The organism is Pseudarthrobacter siccitolerans, assembly GCF_001046895.1.
Classification (GTDB): domain Bacteria; phylum Actinomycetota; class Actinomycetes; order Actinomycetales; family Micrococcaceae; genus Arthrobacter; species Arthrobacter siccitolerans.
On sequence record NZ_CAQI01000042.1, the window covers coordinates 260,124 to 278,080 of the forward strand.

Annotated in this window: 16 protein-coding genes; all 16 read left to right on the forward strand. The window is 65.5% G+C overall.

Going from position 1 to position 17,957, the window contains the following annotated elements:
- The first annotated feature begins 2 nt into the window (after nt 1–2).
- Complete coding sequence (locus ARTSIC4J27_RS10435) at nt 3–1,577, forward strand: acyl-CoA carboxylase subunit beta (RefSeq protein ID WP_083435413.1); 1,575 nt, start codon at nt 3–5, stop codon at nt 1,575–1,577.
- 12 nt (nt 1,578–1,589) lie between these two features.
- On the forward strand, nt 1,590–2,975 hold the full coding sequence (locus ARTSIC4J27_RS10440) for an acetyl-CoA carboxylase biotin carboxylase subunit (protein ID WP_050055122.1): 1,386 nt from the start codon (nt 1,590–1,592) through the stop codon (nt 2,973–2,975).
- 2 nt (nt 2,976–2,977) lie between these two features.
- A complete protein-coding gene (locus ARTSIC4J27_RS10445) occupies nt 2,978–3,199 on the forward strand; it encodes a biotin/lipoyl-binding carrier protein (protein WP_050055123.1) in 222 nt (73 codons plus the stop codon).
- A gap of 3 nt (nt 3,200–3,202) precedes the next feature.
- Nucleotides 3,203–4,219, forward strand: a complete 1,017-nt coding sequence (locus ARTSIC4J27_RS10450; protein ID WP_200900790.1) for an NADPH:quinone oxidoreductase family protein — start codon at nt 3,203–3,205, stop codon at nt 4,217–4,219.
- Nucleotides 4,220–4,279: 60 nt separating this feature from the next.
- Nucleotides 4,280–5,401, forward strand: coding sequence for an ABC transporter substrate-binding protein (locus ARTSIC4J27_RS10455; RefSeq protein ID WP_050055124.1), 1,122 nt, complete (start codon nt 4,280–4,282; stop codon nt 5,399–5,401).
- Between the two features lie 8 nt (nt 5,402–5,409).
- Nucleotides 5,410–6,483, forward strand: a complete 1,074-nt coding sequence (locus ARTSIC4J27_RS10460) for a phosphotransferase family protein (RefSeq protein WP_050055125.1) — start codon at nt 5,410–5,412, stop codon at nt 6,481–6,483.
- Entirely contained in the window at nt 6,484–7,713 is a 1,230-nt protein-coding gene (locus tag ARTSIC4J27_RS10465; RefSeq protein ID WP_050055126.1) for an acyl-CoA dehydrogenase family protein, read from the forward strand.
- A 177-nt stretch (nt 7,714–7,890) separates the two neighbouring features.
- Nucleotides 7,891–8,907: a PDR/VanB family oxidoreductase gene (locus ARTSIC4J27_RS10470; RefSeq protein ID WP_050055127.1), complete on the forward strand. Its 1,017-nt coding sequence runs from the start codon at nt 7,891–7,893 to the stop codon at nt 8,905–8,907.
- 11 nt (nt 8,908–8,918) lie between these two features.
- Nucleotides 8,919–10,133 carry a cytochrome P450 gene (locus ARTSIC4J27_RS10475; protein ID WP_050055128.1) on the forward strand — a complete coding sequence of 405 codons (1,215 nt, stop codon included), beginning with the start codon at nt 8,919–8,921 and terminating at the stop codon, nt 10,131–10,133.
- Between the two features lie 190 nt (nt 10,134–10,323).
- Nucleotides 10,324–11,349 (forward strand): biotin synthase BioB, encoded by a 1,026-nt coding sequence (gene bioB / locus ARTSIC4J27_RS10480; RefSeq protein WP_050055129.1) that lies wholly within the window; start codon nt 10,324–10,326, stop codon nt 11,347–11,349.
- A gap of 62 nt (nt 11,350–11,411) precedes the next feature.
- On the forward strand, nt 11,412–11,639 hold the full coding sequence (gene bsaP, locus ARTSIC4J27_RS10485; protein WP_083435416.1) for a biotin synthase auxiliary protein BsaP: 228 nt from the start codon (nt 11,412–11,414) through the stop codon (nt 11,637–11,639).
- On the forward strand, nt 11,636–13,015 hold the full coding sequence (locus ARTSIC4J27_RS10490; RefSeq protein WP_050055131.1) for an adenosylmethionine--8-amino-7-oxononanoate transaminase: 1,380 nt from the start codon (nt 11,636–11,638) through the stop codon (nt 13,013–13,015). Before bsaP ends, ARTSIC4J27_RS10490 begins: the two co-directional genes overlap by 4 nt.
- A gap of 8 nt (nt 13,016–13,023) precedes the next feature.
- Nucleotides 13,024–14,196, forward strand: a complete 1,173-nt coding sequence (locus ARTSIC4J27_RS10495; protein ID WP_083435417.1) for an 8-amino-7-oxononanoate synthase — start codon at nt 13,024–13,026, stop codon at nt 14,194–14,196.
- Nucleotides 14,193–14,870 (forward strand): dethiobiotin synthase, encoded by a 678-nt coding sequence (gene bioD / locus ARTSIC4J27_RS10500; protein ID WP_050055133.1) that lies wholly within the window; start codon nt 14,193–14,195, stop codon nt 14,868–14,870. The genes ARTSIC4J27_RS10495 and bioD overlap by 4 nt, the downstream gene beginning before the upstream one ends.
- 38 nt (nt 14,871–14,908) lie before the next feature.
- Nucleotides 14,909–16,129, forward strand: coding sequence for a cytochrome P450 (locus ARTSIC4J27_RS10505; RefSeq protein ID WP_235436632.1), 1,221 nt, complete (start codon nt 14,909–14,911; stop codon nt 16,127–16,129).
- 247 nt (nt 16,130–16,376) lie between these two features.
- Nucleotides 16,377–17,930, forward strand: a complete 1,554-nt coding sequence (locus ARTSIC4J27_RS10510) for a Re/Si-specific NAD(P)(+) transhydrogenase subunit alpha (protein WP_050055134.1) — start codon at nt 16,377–16,379, stop codon at nt 17,928–17,930.
- The last annotated feature ends 27 nt before the right edge of the window (nt 17,931–17,957 follow it).

The following is a 17,957-nucleotide window of genomic DNA, read 5'->3' on the forward strand; positions in this document are numbered from 1 at the left end:
CGATGACAACCGACGCAGTTAAGACCGACCCACTCCCCATCAACGAAGCCGCGCTCACCCGCGAGCAGGAGCACGAGAAGAAGCGTGCCGCGGCGTTGGCGATGGGCGGCCCTAGGAAGCTTGAAGCCCGACTTGCCAAGGGCGAACTGAACGCACGCGAGCGTATCGCGCTGCTGCTGGACCCGGGAACATTCCGTGAGAGCGGGTTGTTCGTGACCTCGGCCGTTCCGGCGGACCGCGACAAGACCCCAGCCGACGGCAAGATCACCGGCTCCGGCGAGATTGAGGGCCGACGCGCGAGCGTTGTCGCCTACGACTTCACTGTCAAGGGATCATCCTCGTCCCCGATCAGCAACAAAAAGATGGCCCACTTCAAGGAACTGGTAGTCAAGACCGGCCAGCCGCTGGTGTACCTCTCCGAATCCACCGGCGTACGCATGCCCGACGCCATGGGCGGCACAGGCATGGGCAGTGCCAGCGGGAAGACCCGCTTCCTGCGCCAGCGTGAAAGCCCATGGGTCTCTGCGGCCTTCGGCTACTGTTTCGGTTCAGCCGCCTGGCACACCATGGCCTCCGACTTCGCAGTCTTCCGCAAGGGGGCGGTTCTCGCCGTGTCCAGCCCCAACCTGGTCGCACGCGCCACCGGCCAGCAGGTCGACGCCCAGGAACTCGGCGGCTGGAAGATGCACGCCGAGGTCACCGGCTTCGCTGACGCCGTTGCCGACACCGACGAGGAAGCAATTGAACTTGTCCGCCGCTTCCTCTCCTACCTGCCCTCGCACAATGGCGAGACCCCGCCCCTCGCGCCGATCCCCGACGGATCCGGCGAGCGTGCGGAGGAGATCAAATCGATCGTCCCCGAGTCCCGCACCCAGACCTACGACGTGCGCAAGGTCATCGACATCGTCGCTGACACCGGCTCGGTATTCCCGATCAAGGCCCGCTACGGCAAGTCCCTTGTGACCTCGCTGGCCCGCATCGGCGGCCAGTCCGTCGGCATCATCGCCAACAACCCAATGTTCAAGGGCGGTGCGCTTGACGGTGCCGCATGCGACAAGGCGACCAGTTTCCTGGTCCTCTGTGACTCCTACAACATCCCCGTCATCATGCTCGTCGACCAGCCGGGCTTTCTGATCGGTCTCGAGGCCGAGCGGAGCAAGGTTGCCGGCAAGATCATCAACTGGATGAACGCCCTCTCGCTGGTCACCGTACCGAAGATCGCGGTCACTATGCGTAAAAACTACGGTCAGGCCCTGATCAACATGGGTGGCGGCGGCACCGCCGACGCCACCGCCGGCTGGTGGTCTTCCGAGGTCAGCTTCATGGATCCGACCTCCGCCGTCTCCGTGGTCTACGGCATCGACAAGGAAACCGATCCGGAGATGTACGAGCTGCGCCTCGCGGAGATGAACAAGGGCACCACCGCCTATGACGTGGCTCAGGTCTTCGGCTTCGAGCAGGTCATCGATCCGTCCGAAACGCGCGAATTCATCCTCGGCGCCTTGAAGGACCACTACCGGGCCCGGAGCAACGGCGTGGGCGAACACCTGTTGCGCACCTGGCCGACGAGCTTCTAAGGAGAGATCACCGTGAATTCATTTCCGGAAAGCCTGCTGATCGCCAACCGCGGCGAAATCGCACGACGCATCATCAAGACGGCAAACCGCCTCGGTGTCCGCACCGTCGCCGTCTACCACAAGGTCGATGCCGGTCTGCCATACGTTTCCGAGGCCTCCGTGGCCATAGAGCTCATGGGCGACGTGCCCGTGCAGTCCTACCTTGACCGCGAGCAGATCATCGCGATCGCCAAGGAAGCGGGCGCCACCGCCATCCACCCCGGATACGGTTTCCTGGCCGAGAATGCCGGGTTCGCCCGCGAGGTCGAAGACGCAGGACTGACCTGGGTCGGCCCCTCGGCCGATGTCATTGACGTCATGGGCGACAAGGTCGAGTCCCGCCGCGCCGTTGCGGCTGCAGGCGTGCCGATCTCCGGCGACGCAGGTGCGGCCCTGAAGACCGGTGACGAGGCCGTCGAGGAAGCGGAACGCGTCGGCTACCCGGTCATGGTCAAGGCCTCCGCGGGCGGCGGCGGCATCGGCATGGCCGTGGCACACGACGCCGACGAGCTGCGCAAGGCCTTCGAGAATACCAAGTCAATGTCCGAGCGCAGCTTCGGCTCAGACCGCGTCTTCATCGAGCGCTTCGTCGAGTCCGCACGCCACGTCGAGATCCAGGTTCTGGGCCTGAACGACGGCACCATCGTCGCACTCGGGGAGCGCGACTGTTCCACGCAGCGCCGCCACCAGAAGCTGATCGAGGAATCCCCGGCACCGCACTTGGCCCCGGAAACCCGAGCACGGCTCGTCGAATCGGCCATCGCGGCCGCAAGCTCGGTCGGGTACCGCAACGCGGGCACCGTTGAGTTCCTGCTCGATACGCGCACCGGCGATTTCGTCTTCCTCGAGATGAACACCCGCATCCAGGTGGAGCATCCGATCACCGAACTGACGCACGGCGTGGACCTGATCGAACAGCAGCTGAGCATCGCTGCCTCAGGCACCACCACGGCGGACTTCAACCCGGTCTCCCGCGGACACGCGATCGAGCTGCGCATCTGCGCCGAGGACCCGAAGAAGTTCTTCCCGCGCCCCGGCCCGATCGATGGCTGGACCGAACCAACCGGCGAGGGAATCCGCGTGGACTCAGGCTATGCGGCCGGCACCGAGGTCACCCCGCACTTCGACTCGCTGATCGCCAAGGTGTGCGCCTACGGGGCAACCCGTGAGGACGCACTGGCACGGGCCATCAAGGCCTGCGAGGACTTCGAGATCGAAGGTCTGGTCACCAACCGGCCCTTCCTCGAGGAGATCCTCTCCGACGAGGAGTTCACTGATGGTCACTACGACACCGGCCTGGTGGAACGCATCCAGCAGCGACTTAAAGAACAGGCCAAGCTGGCCAAAAGGAGTGCATGAGCATGGCAGAAACAATTCAGTCGGTAATGGGTGCCAGCGTCTGGAAGATCCTGGTGGCACCGGGCGACAAAGTGGAGGAAGACGACGTCTTCATGATCCTCGAGGCAATGAAGATGGAAATCCCCGTCATGGCTGAGGACGCAGGAACCGTGCTGGCAGTCCATGTGGCTGAAGGGGACGCGGTCTCCCCGGGCCAGGCCCTTGTCGAATTTGAGGCGGAGTAGACCATGTCGATCCCGATCACCCTGAAAGCATGGTCGGTCACCGAACTCGGTGAACCCGTCGATGCCCTCCAGCTCGTCGAACGCGGTCTGCCCGTTCCGGGCGAAGGCCAGCTGTTGGTGCGCGTCCTGGCCTCAGCGGCAAACTTCCCGGATGTGCTGATGTGCCGCGGCGTTTACCAGGTCAAACCGGAGCTACCCTTCACTCCTGGGCGCGAAGTCTGCGCCGAGGTCGTGGCCACGGGTCCGGGCGTCACCCGCGCCACCGTAGGCGACAGGGTGCTGGGACTGACCACGCTGCCGCACGGTGGCTTCGCCGAGTACGCACTCATGGACCAGGACAAGGCGCACCAGGCGCCCGCCTCGCTCGACGACGCCCAGGCATCGTGCCTGTTCATCGGCTACCAGACCGGCTGGTTTGGCCTGCACCGCCTCGCCCGCATCCAGTCCGGAGAGACGCTGCTGGTGCACGCCGCAGCGGGCGGGGTGGGCAGTGCTGCCATCCAACTCGGGAAAGCAGCCGGCGCCAAGGTTATCGGTGTGGTGGGCGGAGAGGCCAAAGCGGATTATGCCAGGAAGCTTGGCGCCGACCTTGTTATTGACCGCCGCACAGAGGACTTCGTGAAGCAGGTCAAGGTGTTCACTGGCGGGAAGGGTGCGGACGTCATCTACGACCCGGTCGGCGGGGAAGTCTACCAGCGATCGACCAAGTGCATCGCGTTTGAAGGCCGGATCATTGTGGTCGGTTTCGCCGGCGGAGAGATCCAGTCCGCCCCGCTGAACCACGCACTGGTAAAGAACTACTCGATCATCGGCATCCATTGGGGCCTGTACAACACCAACAATCCTGCCGCGGTTGATGAATGCCACCGGGAACTGACCAGGCTGGCGGATTCGGGTGCCATTGCACCCTTCGTCAGCGAAAGATTCACGTTGGACGGCGTGCCCGCAGCACTTCAGCGGCTCGCCGACGGAAAGACCGTGGGCCGGGTCGTCATGGAACACGCTGCCACCGGTGGTTAGCAGCCTGCGGCGTTGCCGGCTCGGAGCCGTCAGATACGAATCAACTACACAGGAGTAGACATGTTTGAGTCACAGAACGGCGGATCGCCCTACGGCGACCTGCGGACGTTGGACCGCGGCCTATCACGGCGTTCGCTGTTGCAGTACTTCGGCCTTGGCGCGGCGGCAATTGGTTCGGCCTCACTGCTGACCGGCTGTGGGAGCGGCGGCGGTTCGGCCGCCGCCGGCCAGCCGCAGAAGTTCGCGATCGCCGCCTTCCCCGGTGACGCGTATTTCCTTGATGCGATCAACCTTGCCAACAAGGACTACGACAAGCACCAACTCGAGGTGCCGAAGCACCTCAATCCGCAAAGCGGCGTCCAGGCGTTCCAGCTGCTGGTTGCCGGCGCGGTCGATGCCTACGCATCTGACACGCTGCTGCTGATGGCAACCCACGCGAACAGCTCTAAGGGCAAACGCCCGCTGCTCGTAGGATTCCGGACCCTTGAAACGACCTACGGGATCGTCGGAAGCAAGGACCTCAGCTGGCCCGGGCCCGAGGCGAGCTTCGAAGAGAAGATCGGTTCCCTGAAGGGCAAGCGCATCGGCGTCTCCAGCATCGGTTCCGGCGGCGACCTGCAGTTGAAGCTCGCCCTTGAGCTGGCAGGCATGCAGTACAGCGATGTGACGGCCCTTGCAGTGGGGCCCACCGCGCAGGCGATTCCCAACCTGAATGCCGGCCGCGTCGATGCCTACGTCACGGTCCAATGGACCGCCACCCGTTTCATCGCCCAGGAGACCGGCGGGCCGGTCCTGATTGACTTCGCCGAAGCGGGGGTGCCCGAGCTGATGCGCAACCAGGCAGTGGTCGCGATGGGCGTCCGCGAGGAAGTGGTGCAGCAGCACCCGGACGTCGTCAAGAACTGGCTGGCCGCCCAGGATGATGCCAGCAAGTGGATCATCGACAACAAGAAGGCTGCGGCAGATCTGCTCAACACGTCCGGGCTCGGCGGCAAGGCTCCCGAAATCGCTGCCGCCTACGTGGAGCACTATGCGACCGAGGTCGCACCCAAGCTCGAGCCGACGTTCAAGGCAACGAAGGAGACCGTGGACCGCATGGCCGAACTCGCCCTGCGTTTCGGCAGTGTCAAGGAGGGTGCCATCACCTATGAGGCTCTCGTCCCGGAGTTCGCCCGGGCATGAGTAAAGCGATGAAGACAGTAAACGACGGGGGCGTGGGGACGGCCCTTGAATCCCCCACAGGCCTCGACCTCACCCGCCTGGGGGATTGGTTGGCCCGGGAGTGTCCTGGACTGGTGACGGGGGAGCTCTCTGCCAGCCTGATCCAGGGCGGTAAATCGAATCTGACGTATGAGCTCACCGACGGGGCCAGCCACTGGATTGTGCGCCGCCCGCCGCTGGGCGTCATCATGGCCACTGCCCACGACATGCGCCGCGAATACACGATGGCCGATGCGCTTCGGAACACGGATGTCCCGGTGGCGAGGATGTTCGCCTATTGCGGCGACAAGGATGTTCTGGGTGCCGACTTCTACCTCATGGAGCGCATCGAAGGGATACCTTACCGGTATGCCGACGAGATCAAACCGCTCGGCGAGGCACGCACACGGGCCATCGGGACAGAACTGGTGCGCACCCTGGCGAAGCTGCACCGGGTTGATCCCGCCGAAGTTGGCCTGAGTGACTTCGGCAGGCCCGAGGGCTTCCTCGGCCGTCAGGTGAAGCGCTGGAAGCAGCAGCTCGATGCATCCTTCACCCGCGATCTTCCCGGCGCCCAGGAGCTTTACGACAGGCTCGTTGCCTCGGTGCCCGCCGAGTCCGCATCGGGCATCGTTCACGGCGACTTCCGCCTGGACAATGTGCTGATGGGCGCCGACGATCTGCCGGCCGCCGTCATCGACTGGGAGATGGCCACCCTCGGGGACCCGCTGCTCGATTTGGCGCTGATGCTGATTTATCAGCGCCGCGCACGGATCGTGGCAGCCCGGGAATCGACAGACCCGGCCACCTACGACGTGACACTGGCGCCGGGGTACCCGTCCGAAGAGGAGATCATGGCGCTCTACGAGGCGCAGAGCGGCAGGACACTCGACGGATTCGGATTCTACTTGGGACTGGCCTGCTTCAAGCTGGCGGGGATCTCCGAGGGGGTCCGCTTCAGACACATCAATCGCCAGACCGTTGGCGCAGGCTTCGAGGACAGCGGCCGAACTGTGCCTTTGCTGCTGGGACTCGGGCTCGAATCACTCAAGGAGTACAAGTAAATGGAATTCTCAACAGACGAGCGGACCGAGCTTCTGAAGAAGGAGCTCATCGACTTCATGTACGCGCATGTCTACCCGGCCGAAGCGGCATACCAGGAAGAGCTGGAACACCTCGAGAACCCTTACGCGTGGTCGGAGTCGCCTATCCTGCAGAAGTTGCGCGCCGAAGCGCGACGGCGTGGCCTTTGGAACCTGTTCCTGCCCGGCGAAGAGGGGGCAGGGCTGACAAACGTGCAGTACGCTCCGCTTGCCGAGATCACCGGGCGCAGCCGGATCCTTGCCCCGGCGGCCCTGAACTGTTCGGCTCCGGACACCGGCAACATGGAACTGTTGGCTGAGTTCGGCACGAAAGAGCAGAAGGATAAGTGGCTCACGCCGTTGCTCGAAGGTAGGATACGTTCGGCCTTCGCCATGACGGAGCCCGCTGTTGCGTCCTCCGACGCCACCAACATTGAAACCAGCATCGTGCGTGATGGCGACGACTATGTCATCAACGGTCGCAAATGGTTTATCACCGGGGCGATGAACCCCAACGCCAAGATTTTCATCGTGATGGGCAAGACCGATCCCACCGGTGAACGGCACCGCCAGCAGAGCCAGATCCTCGTGCCACGCGACACTCCCGGGGTCGAAGTCAAGCGGGCCATGAAAATCTTCGGCTACGAAGACCACTACAACGGTGGTCACGCTGAGATCGTGTTCACCGATGTCAGGGTCCCGATCGAGAACATCATCGGCGGTGAGGGCGACGGTTTCGCGATCGCCCAGGCCAGGCTGGGCCCTGGCCGCATCCATCACTGCATGCGTGCAATCGGCATGGCCGAGCGCGCCATCAAGATGATGTGCGAACGTGCCGACGAGCGCGTTGCCTTCGGCAAGCCGCTGAGCGAACAGGGCGTAATCCGTGACTGGATTGCCGAGTCCCGCGTCCGGGTAGAACAGTTGCGCCTGATGGTCCTCAAGACCGCCTGGCTCATGGATACGGTAGGCAACAAGGGCGCCCATACCGAGATCCAGGCCATCAAGATTGCCACGCCGTCGACTGTTGAATGGATCCTTGACAAAGCCATTCAAGTCCACGGCGCAGGCGGGCTGTCGCAGGACTTCTTCCTGGCCTCGGCGTTTGCCTATGCGCGCACCATCAGGTTCGCCGATGGCCCCGACGAAGTGCATAAAAACGCCCTGGCCCGCAATGAGCTGAAGCGTCAGCGTGCCCGCCGCAACGCATAACGCCAGCCATATTTAAGGGTGGCCAACGACCCCCTCACCACGATTATTGGTGAGGGGGTCCTTGCCGTGTCCGGAGAGATCGAGGGTGCTGTCAGGTTCCGGGTAGAGCCACGTGGCTATCACCTTGATAAGTTTGTGAGATTGATTACAGTCATGCATTGCGCGGATGATCGTTATATGCCTACTACTTCCCCTTCGCTTGCGGCCGACGCTTCGTCGGCTTCCAAACCCGCTGCCGGTCACCCTGGGATCCAGTCCCTCCGGGTCGCGCGGAAGGACGTCATCGCCGACGGCGTCGTGCGGTTGCGCCTCGAGGAACCACACAACGGCCGCGTGCCTGACTGGACGCCGGGCTCACACATCGAACTGGTGCTCCCGACCGCGGACGCCGGAGCTCTCTCGCGCCACTATTCACTGTGCGGGGACCGCTGGGACGCACACGCCTACGAGGTGGCAGTGCTGAATGAACCGAACTCAAAGGGCGGCTCGCGCTACATCCATGACGGGCTCGCCGTCGGGGACATGCTCACTGTGGGAACCCCCCGTAATAACTTCCACCTGACTCAGGCGACCCGCTACGAATTCATTGCCGGCGGCATCGGGATCACCCCGATCATGACGATGATCGCCGCCGCCGAACAGCTGGGCATCGACTGGCACCTGCACTACGGTGGCCGCACGCGTGCCTCAATGGCCTTCCTCTACGAGTTGGCCCAGTACGGCGACAAGGTCACCATCTGGCCCCAGGATGAGCTGGGCCACCTGAACCTCAGCTTCCTGAACGAACCCGTTGACGGGGGACGGGTCTACTGCTGCGGGCCGGAGCCGCTCTTGAACGCTGTAGCCGCTGCCGCAGCCGTCTGGCCGTCCTGGGCGGTGCGCTTCGAACGCTTCGTTCCCGCAACCCTGCCGGCCCCGGTGCGGACCGAACCGTTCGAACTCGAACTGGCGCTCTCCAAACGGTGTATCACAGTCGGGACCGATGAAACCGTGCTTTCGGCCTTGAGCGACGCTGGCGTCCCCGTGCTCTCCTCGTGCAACGAAGGCGTGTGCGGCACCTGCGAGGTCAGCGTCCTGCGGGGTACCCCGGAGCACCGCGACTCGCTCCTCAATGACGCGGAGCGCGCCAAGAACGACCGAATGTTTGTCTGTGTCTCACGCGCGATCACCGATCGCCTCGTGCTGGATCTTTAGGAGCTACCCCCATGTCGACAGCGAAGTGCCCCGTTAACCACGGAACCATCCCGGTCCTCGACGATGACCCGTTCTCGCCGGAAATCCTGGAGAATCCCCTGCCGTTCCAGGAGCGCCTGCGCGAGGCGGGCGCCGTGGCGTTCTTGTCCAAGTACAACGCGTACGCGATCGGACGCTATGCCGACCTTTCGGCCGCCGTCGCGAACTGGCAGGAACTCACCTCAGGTTCCGGCGTGGGCCTCAACGAGCCCTGGCGGGCCCGCGGCCTGCTGCAAATGGACCCGCCGCAGCACGATGCACCACGCGAGGTGCTCCAGGAAATCATGTCCTCCAGGGTCCTGCGGTCCATGAAGGACGGCTGCAAGGAACTGGCCGGCGGTATCCTCGATGGACTGCTGGCCGGCTCCACCCCTGGCGGAACGGTGGAGGTCGACGGCCACCGCGACATCGGCTCGCAGCTTCCGGTGAGCTTCTTCCCCGAGGCCTCCGGCATCTCCGAGGAGGGCCGAGAAAACCTGGTGCCGTACGCCGACCACATCTTCAATGCGCTCGGTCCCGACAACGAGCTCGTGGAGCAGGGCAGGTGCAAGGCAGCTGAATACACCGAGTGGGCAACCGCCAAGTGCCAGCGCGACGCCTTGAAGCCCGCGGGCTTCGGCGCCGACATCTGGGCCGCCGCCGACCGCGGCGACATCCTGCACGAACAGGCCCCGCTGCTGACCCGCTCACTGCTCTCGGCCGGCGTGGACACCACCGTCTACGGGATCTCCGGCATGCTCTATGCCTTTGCCTCCAACCCGGAGCAGTGGGAAGCACTGCGCAGAAACCCCAACCTTGCCCGCGTTGCCTTCGACGAATCATTGCGCTGGGAATCCCCGGTCCAGCAGATCTTCCGCAAGACCTCAAGTGATGTCACCATCGGCGGCAGCACCATCCCCGAAGCCAGCAGGGTCATGCTGTGCTTCGCGGCGGCAAACCGCGATCCGCGCCGCTGGGAAAACCCGGATAAGTTCGACCTCTCCCGCGACCCGTCCGGGCACCTGTCCTTTGGCATGGGCATCCACCAGTGCGTGGGCCAGCACGCGGCCCGCCTCCAGGCGGCATCATTGCTCGAACAACTCGTGCCCCGGGTCAAGGCCATCGAACTGTCCTCGGCGATTGAACGCCACCACAACAACACCCTTCGTGGCTGGGATTCTTTGCCCCTGCGGTTGACGCTCGCTTAAGCCGGAGACAGGCAGGGCCATTCCGGCCTGATTCTCGACTTGGCCACGCCCGTCCGCGCCCGGCGGCGATGCCGCCGGGCGAAATAAACTGCCGGCCGTTCTTGTAGGGACCGAACAAAACCATGCCATCAGCCGGAAACTACTGTCACCGGTGAGGCATATCCACGAAGCTCAGCGCATAAGGACATCAATGACGATTCAGGCATCTCCCGCGACCACCAGCTACACCATTCTCGACACCGCCCGCCGGCAGGTCCTCGAAGAGGGTACCGGCCTCACCGAGGATCAGCTTGTCGAAGTGCTCCGCCTGCCCGACGAGGCCCTGCCCGCCGCCCTCCAGCTGGCCCATGAAGTCCGGCTCAGGCACTGCGGCGAGGACGTGGAGGTGGAAGGCATCATCTCCATCAAGACCGGCGGCTGCCCCGAAGACTGCCACTTCTGCAGCCAGTCCGGCCTTTTCGACTCCCCTGTCCGCGGCGTCTGGCTCGACATCCCGGAACTGGTCAAGGCCGCCAAGGAAACTGCCGCCACCGGTGCCACCGAGTTCTGCATCGTCGCCGCCGTCCGCGGTCCGGACATCAAGCTCATGAACCAGATCAAGTTCGCGATCGACCGCATCAACGAAGCCGTGGAGATCAATATCGCCTGCTCGTTGGGCATGCTTACCCAGCGGCAGGTGGACCAGCTGGCCGAGTGGGGTGTGCACCGGTACAACCACAACCTCGAGACGGCGCGCAGCTACTTCCCCGAGGTCGTCACCACGCACAGCTACGAAGAACGCCTGGACACCTGCAACATGGTCAAGGCCGCCGGCATGGAACTGTGCTGCGGCGCCCTGATCGGCATGGGCGAGACCTTGGAGCAGCGGGCGGAGCTCGCCGCTCAGCTGGCCGCCCTCGAGCCCCACGAAGTTCCGCTGAACTTTCTTAATCCGCGCCCCGGGACCCCGCTGGAGAACCAGGGCATCATGGACGGCAAGGACGCCCTCCGCGCGATCGCCGCGTTCCGCCTGGCTATGCCCCGCACCGTGCTGCGCTATGCCGGCGGCCGGGAGTTGACCCTGGGCGACCTCGGCACCCGGGAGGGCCTGATGGGCGGCATCAACGCAGTCATCGTGGGTAACTACCTCACCACGCTGGGCCGCCCCGCGAACGCTGACCTCAACCTCCTTGTCGAGCTGAACATGCCCATCAAGGAACTCCAGAAGACGCTATGATTCCCACCCGCCCCCGAACCTCGCAAGTCCCCACCGGCTCCCAGCCAGGGGACCCTGCGGGCGTGGCCCCAGTTTCCACGAGCACCACCACCGCCAAGTTTTGCGGGCACTGCGGTGAGCCGTCCGACAGCGGCACCGGCCCGACATCGGAGGTTCACCGGCGCTGCGGCGAACTCCTCGCAATGGAGCCGCCGCGCTACTGCCCCGCCTGCCGGCGCCGGATGAAGGTCCAGGTGACGCCGCTGGGCTGGTCGGGCCAGTGCGCCCGCCACGGGGTGCTCGAACCATGACGGACGCGGCGCAGCCGGGCCTGATCGGGCGGGACCGCGGACGGTTGTGGCATCCGTACGCGCCGGCGTCCCCGGACCTTCAGTTGTGGGAGGTGGAGACGGCCGAGGGGGTGCGTTTGCGGCTTCGGAGCGAGGACGGCACACGTCATGACGTGGTGGATGCGATGTCCTCGTGGTGGTCGGTGATCCACGGTTACCGCCACCCGGTGCTGGACTCAGCTGCCAGGGGGCAGCTGGATCGTTTCAGCCATGTGATGTTCGGAGGCCTCACACATGCCCCGGCGGTGGAACTCGCAGAGCGGCTGGTGGACATGGTTTCCGCAGCCTCGGGACAGCCGGGACTGGAGCGGGTGTTCCTCGCTGACTCAGGTTCGGTGTCCGTGGAAGTGGCGCTGAAGCTGGCGGTGCAGTTCCAGACCGCGTCCGGGCGTCCGCGGAGGCAGCGCTTCCTGAGCATCCGCGGCGGGTACCACGGAGACACGTTCGCGGCGATGGGTGTCTGCGATCCGGTGGACGGCATGCACTCCGCGTTCCCGGGGCTGCTGGCCGGCAACGTGTTTGCGCCGCGTCCCCCGGCAGCGGCGTCTGCGACCCCGGAAACCGTGCTGGCGTGGGCAGCCGGGGTCGGGGACATCGCGGCTGCGCACTCCGGCGAACTGGCCGCGATCATCGTCGAACCGGTCCTTCAGGGGGCCGGCGGCATGCACGTCTACCCGGCCGAATGCCTGACAGTGTTGCGGCAGATCGCCGACCGGCACGGTATGTTGCTCATCTTCGATGAGGTCGCCACCGGCTTCGGGCGCACCGGCGAGCTGTTCGCGGCCGATCATGCCGGCGTCGTACCGGACATCATGTGCGTGGGCAAGGCACTGACCGGCGGGTACCTGACGCTGGCCGCCACGCTCTGCACCGCTGAGGTGGCCGCGACAGTGTCCAGCGGCAGCGCCGGCGCCCTGCTGCACGGCCCCACTTTCATGGGCAACCCCCTGGCATGTGCCGTCGCCAACGCCAGCCTCGACATCATCGGCGACGGCGGCTGGCAGGCCGACGTTGCCCGGATCAACGCCGACCTGGTTTCCGGGCTCGCCCCCGCCCTGGAACTTGCGGCCGTCCGGGAGGTCCGCACCATCGGCGCCGTCGGAGTCATCGAGCTGCACGACGCCGTCGACGTTCCGGCGGTCACCGCCGCGGCGATCCGCCACGGGGTCTGGGTCCGGCCGTTCCGGAACCTCGTCTACACCATGCCCCCGTACATCAGCACCACGGTGGATGTTGACCGAATCACCGCGGGAATGACGGCGGCCGTTGCCGAAGTCCACGAGCGCGTCCCCGCATGGCAGCGCGTCGCAACAGGATCCGCAGGTACGGCAGCATGAGCGGCTCGATGACGCAGTGGCTTGAGCGGCAGGCCGCGGTCCGGGACCGCCGGGGCCTTGTCCGCCGCCCGCTCGCCCGCGCCGCGGACGAACAGTTCATCGACCTTGCGAGCAACGACTACCTTGGACTTGCCGCAGACCCCCGGGTTGCCGGGGCTGCTGCGGCGGCCGCGTTGGAGTGGGGCGTGGGTGCCACGTCCTCGCGCCTGGTGGCCGGGACAACGCGGCTGCATCTGGACCTGGAGCAGGAATTGGCCACTCTGGCCGGGATGGAGACGGCGCTGGTTTTCTCCTCCGGGTATCTGGCCAATATGGGTGTGATTACGGCGCTCGGCGGCCCCGGGACCCTGATCGTCGCGGACGGGCACTGCCATGCCTCGATGATCGACGGATTCCGGCTCAGCCGCTCTCGCACCGAATCGTTCACCCACAACAGCGTGGCGGAGGCCGGCCGCCTGCTCGCCCGCCGTCCGGAGCCGCGCGCGCTGATCGCCGTCGAGTCCGTCTACAGCGTCCTGGGTGACGAAGCCCCGCTCGCCGAACTCCTCGGCCTGGCCGAGCGGCACGACGCCGTGCTGCTCATCGATGAGGCCCACAGCCTCGGCGTCACGGGCACCGGCACCTCCCAGGGCCACGGCTCGGTGGCAGGGACATCCCTCGCCGGGCATCCGAACGTGATCGTGACCGTGACGCTGTCCAAATCCCTGGGCAGTCAGGGCGGAGCGGTTCTGGGCTCCGCCCTGCTGCGCGAACACCTCCTCAACCGGGCCCGCAGCTTCATCTTCGACACCGGACTGGCCCCCGCCTCCGCCGCCGCGGCTCTCGCCGCGGTGCGGATCATCCGGGACGAGCCGTGGCGGTCCGGAGCCGTCCACAGCAACGCTGCGGCACTTGCCGCCGGACTTGCCTCGGTGAGTGCAGCCCGCGGCGCCGCCTTCGGCCGGCCCGCCGTCGAGCAAGCAGCAGGGGCCGTGCAGTCGATCGCCATGCCGTCCGCAGAAGCTGCCCTGGCAGCAGCGCGGGCAGCGCACTCAGCGGGTGTCCGGATCGGCTGCTTCCGCCCGCCGTCCGTGCCGGACGGAATTTCCCGGTTGCGGCTCACCGCCCGCGCCACCCTTGCCCCCGAGGAAATCGAAGACAGCTGCGCAGTGCTGCGCGGCATTTTGGAGGAACTTCCATGAACCTGCCCGGCATCATCCTGGTCACCGGAACGGACACCGGCGTCGGCAAGACCGTCACGACGGCGGCCCTCGCGGCCGTCCTGCACAGAATGGGGCGCCGTGTCGCGGTATATAAACCATGCCAGTCGGGAGCCGTTGACGGCGATTCCGATGCGGCCGAAGTCGTCCGGCTCGCCGGTGCCGTGACGGTAGAAACGGGTGTCGTTCTGCAGCAGCCGCTGGCGCCCGTCGCAGCTGCCGCTGCCGACGGTTTGCCGCTTCCTCCTGTTGCTGCACATGCTGCGAGAGTCCGTGAGCTGGCCGCCTCACACCACCATGTCCTGGTGGAGGGCGCAGGCGGCCTTTTGGTGGAACTGGATTCCGACGGCGGCACGCTGGCAAGCCTCGGATCGCTCCTTGCCGCAGCATTTGTGCTCGTGGCCCGGCCGGCCCTCGGCACCCTCAACCACACGGCCCTGACCCTCGAAGCCCTGGCCGCGCGGGAGCTTCCGGTGCTTGGCGTGGTGCTTGGAAGCTGGCCCGTCAGCCCGGGATTGGTGCACCATAGCAACCGGCAGGTGCTCGGGTCGCTGCCGGTGCCGTTGCTCGGCGCCCTTCCCGAGCAGGCCTCGGGACTGTCGCCGGCTGATTTCTGTGCCGGGGCGGCTGCCTGGCTGAACGGGCTGCCGGCATGAACCCGACGATGACCGCAACGGGCTCCGTGGAGACGCCTTTGCCTGAAGGGCCTCAGGTCCCGGGACGGATCCAGAGCACGGGAGATGCTGCTGGCGCCGACGGGGCACGCTGCCCGTACCTGGTAGTGCGCGATCCGGACGCAGTCCGGGATGTGCTGCACCGGCCGGCCGACTACAGCCCCAAGAATGCCCTGGTCGCTGTGACTCCACTGGAAGGGCCTGCACTGCGTGTGCTGCAGCGCGTGGGCTTTGCGCTGCCTCCGGTGCTGGCCAGCAATGACACGGATACGCACGCCGGGATCCGCAAGGTGGTGGCGGGATTTTTCACACCTGCCACGGTTGCGGCCATGGAGCCGCGCATCCGGGAACTGGCCCGGGACTCCGCACGGACCACGTCGGACCGGCTCCGTTCGTCCGGCCAGGCGGACCTGGTGCAGACGGTCGCGGCGTTTCCCCCGGCGATTGTGATGCTGGAACTTCTCGGACTGCCTGTTCGGGATCTTGCGAACCTTAAGCGGTGGGGCCTTGAGTCCATGGAGCTGTTCTGGGGGTGGCCGGACGAGGACCGGCAACTTGAACTTGCCCGCAGCGCCGCCGAGTTCTACGTCTGGCTGCGCCAGCTCGTGGCAGAATCCCTGGCGGCGCCCGGACGCAACCTGTTCAAATCCCTGGCCACACACGGAATGTCCACGCCCGCGATGTGCTCGCTCGGCTATTTCCTTCTGATCGCCGGACAGGAAACCACCACCCAGCTGATCAGCACCGCCCTGTTCCGGCTCCTGGAGGGCAGCGCGCCGGTCGGTTGGAAAGACGCGGCCACCGAGACAGGCTCCCGGACCACAGTCCGGCACGTGCTCACCACCGAATCCTCCGTCCCTACCTGGCGTCGTGTGGCAGCTCACGACACGACCCTCGGCGACGCGCCGGTCCCGGCCGGTACCGAAATCCTCCTCGAACTCAGCGGAAACCAGGTCACCTCGCCCTTCGGCCATGATCGCAAGTCCTCGGCCAGGCGGCCGGATCTGCAATCCAGATTGCGGGGGTCTTTTGCGTCGCCGGGCCTGGTGTTTGGATCAGGCATCCACCGCTGCCTCGGCGCCAAGCTTGCCGAACTGGAAGCGGCCATCATCGTCCAAGAGACCGCCGCTGCCCTCCCCGGGATAGGGCTGCTGGGTCCTGACCCTGAATGGATCAGGTTTCTCTCCTTCCAGGCACCGCGGACGGTAGCTGTTATCCAAACGTCTACATGCGCTTCTTGAGAAGACGTGAAGAAGTGCAGTTCTTTCCACGCGTTGCTCGGGGGAGTCCCGTGCAAGTGCTGAAAAGTAGTGAGCAGGCAAAGATTTGCCGGATCGGGACAACGGCCGGGACTGCAACGCTGCAAGCCTGCGGCCAGGTTGCGCGACGGCCAAGGTCTACAGGGTCCGTGGGGATCCAACAATAGCCGGTATGCCCGGCCGGCAGGAGTCCCATCCCGGGCATATTCATGATGAAAGAGAGCAGTGAATGACACGTATTGGCATCGTGGCCGAGTTGGGTCGCGAGACGAGGGTGGCGGCAACGCCTGCCACCGTGGGAAAGATATTGGGGCTGGGCTACGACGTTGTGGTCGAGAAGGGTGCGGGGGAGTCCGCGTCCTTCCGTGATGAGGACTACGCGGCCGCGGGTGCCCTGATTGTTGGGGCTGATGAGGCGTGGGGGGCTGAGGTGGTGCTGCGGGTTAATCCGCCCACTGAGGATGAGATCGGCCGGCTGGCGGTTGGCGCCACCTTGATTGGTTCGCTGAGCCCCGGTCTGCGGCCTGAGTTGGTGGAGGCGTTGGCGGCGCGGCCGATCACGGCGCTGGCTTTGGATGCGGTGCCGCGGATCTCGCGGGCGCAGTCCATGGATGTACTCAGTTCGATGGCGAACATTGCCGGGTACCGGGCGGTGATTGAGGCCGCGCATGAGTTTGGCCGTTTTTTCACTGGCCAGGTGACGGCTGCGGGCAAAGTTCCGCCGGCAAAGGTCCTGGTAGCCGGCGCCGGTGTTGCCGGCCTGGCGGCCATCGGTGCGGCATCCAGTCTGGGCGCGATCGTGCGCGCTACTGATCCGCGGCCCGAGGTGGCGGATCAGGTCAAGTCCATTGGTGGTACTTACCTCAAGGTCGAGGTGGAGGAGGAGATGAAGTCCTCCGACGGGTACGCGAAGGCAACCTCGGAGGCGTATAACGCCCGCGCTGCCGAGATTTACACGGAGCAGGCGGCTGATGTGGACATCATCATCACCACGGCCCTGATTCCGGGACGTCCGGCGCCGAAGCTGCTCACCGCCGACGACGTGGCGGGTATGAAGTCCGGCAGTGTGATCGTTGACATGGCAGCCGGTCAAGGCGGAAACGTCGAAGGTTCCGTCGCCGGGGAACGGATCGTGACCGACAACGGGGTGGTGATCCTTGGTTACACGGACCTTCCGGCCCGGTTGCCGGCCCAGGCCTCCCAGCTGTACGGGACGAACCTGGTGAACCTGCTCAAGCTCCTGACCCCGGACAAGGACGGGCAGTTGCGGATCGACTTCGATGACGTGGTGCAGCGGTCGGTGACCGTGGTGCGCGAGGGTGAGATGACGTGGCCGCCGCCCCCGGTCCAGGTTTCGGCCGCCCCCGCGGCCAAGACCCAGGCCGAGGTTGCCGAAAGTCCTGCTCCGAAGAAGAAACAGGGCCTCAGCGCCGCCGGTAAAGCGGGCTTGTTTGCAGCGGGTATCGCCGCGTTGTTCCTGGTCAACGCGGTCGCCCCGGCGCCGCTGCCGCAGCATTTCACGGTCCTGATGCTCTCGGTTGTGGTCGGCTTCTACGTGATCGGGAAAGTCCACCACGCCCTGCACACCCCGCTGATGTCCGTCACCAACGCAATCTCCGGAATCATCGTCGTCGGGGCCCTGCTGCAGGTCACCTCCGAAAACCCGGTCATGCAGGTCCTGGCCGCGGGCGCGGTGCTGCTGGCCAGCATCAACATCTTCGGCGGCTTCGCCGTCACCCGGCGGATGCTGGCCATGTTCTCGGCCGGGAAGGCACGTTCATGAGCGCCATCACCGCAACAGCAGCAACAC

Excerpts from the sequence above, each read along its gene's own strand:
- ARTSIC4J27_RS10460 (WP_050055125.1), top strand. The coding sequence starts at position 5,410 with ATGAAGACAGTAAACGACGGGGGCGTGGGGACGGCCCTTGAATCCCCC.
- ARTSIC4J27_RS10445 (WP_050055123.1), top strand. The coding sequence starts at position 2,978 with ATGGCAGAAACAATTCAGTCGGTAATGGGTGCCAGCGTCTGGAAGATC.
- ARTSIC4J27_RS10455 (WP_050055124.1), top strand. The coding sequence starts at position 4,280 with ATGTTTGAGTCACAGAACGGCGGATCGCCCTACGGCGACCTGCGGACG.
- ARTSIC4J27_RS10435 (WP_083435413.1), top strand. The coding sequence starts at position 3 with ATGACAACCGACGCAGTTAAGACCGACCCACTCCCCATCAACGAAGCC.
- ARTSIC4J27_RS10510 (WP_050055134.1), top strand. The coding sequence starts at position 16,377 with ATGACACGTATTGGCATCGTGGCCGAGTTGGGTCGCGAGACGAGGGTG.
- ARTSIC4J27_RS10470 (WP_050055127.1), top strand. The coding sequence starts at position 7,891 with ATGCCTACTACTTCCCCTTCGCTTGCGGCCGACGCTTCGTCGGCTTCC.
- ARTSIC4J27_RS10450 (WP_200900790.1), top strand. The coding sequence starts at position 3,203 with ATGTCGATCCCGATCACCCTGAAAGCATGGTCGGTCACCGAACTCGGT.
- ARTSIC4J27_RS10495 (WP_083435417.1), top strand. The coding sequence starts at position 13,024 with ATGACGCAGTGGCTTGAGCGGCAGGCCGCGGTCCGGGACCGCCGGGGC.
- ARTSIC4J27_RS10465 (WP_050055126.1), top strand. The coding sequence starts at position 6,484 with ATGGAATTCTCAACAGACGAGCGGACCGAGCTTCTGAAGAAGGAGCTC.
- bioD (WP_050055133.1), top strand. The coding sequence starts at position 14,193 with ATGAACCTGCCCGGCATCATCCTGGTCACCGGAACGGACACCGGCGTC.
- ARTSIC4J27_RS10475 (WP_050055128.1), top strand. The coding sequence starts at position 8,919 with ATGTCGACAGCGAAGTGCCCCGTTAACCACGGAACCATCCCGGTCCTC.
- bioB (WP_050055129.1), top strand. The coding sequence starts at position 10,324 with ATGACGATTCAGGCATCTCCCGCGACCACCAGCTACACCATTCTCGAC.
- ARTSIC4J27_RS10490 (WP_050055131.1), top strand. The coding sequence starts at position 11,636 with ATGACGGACGCGGCGCAGCCGGGCCTGATCGGGCGGGACCGCGGACGG.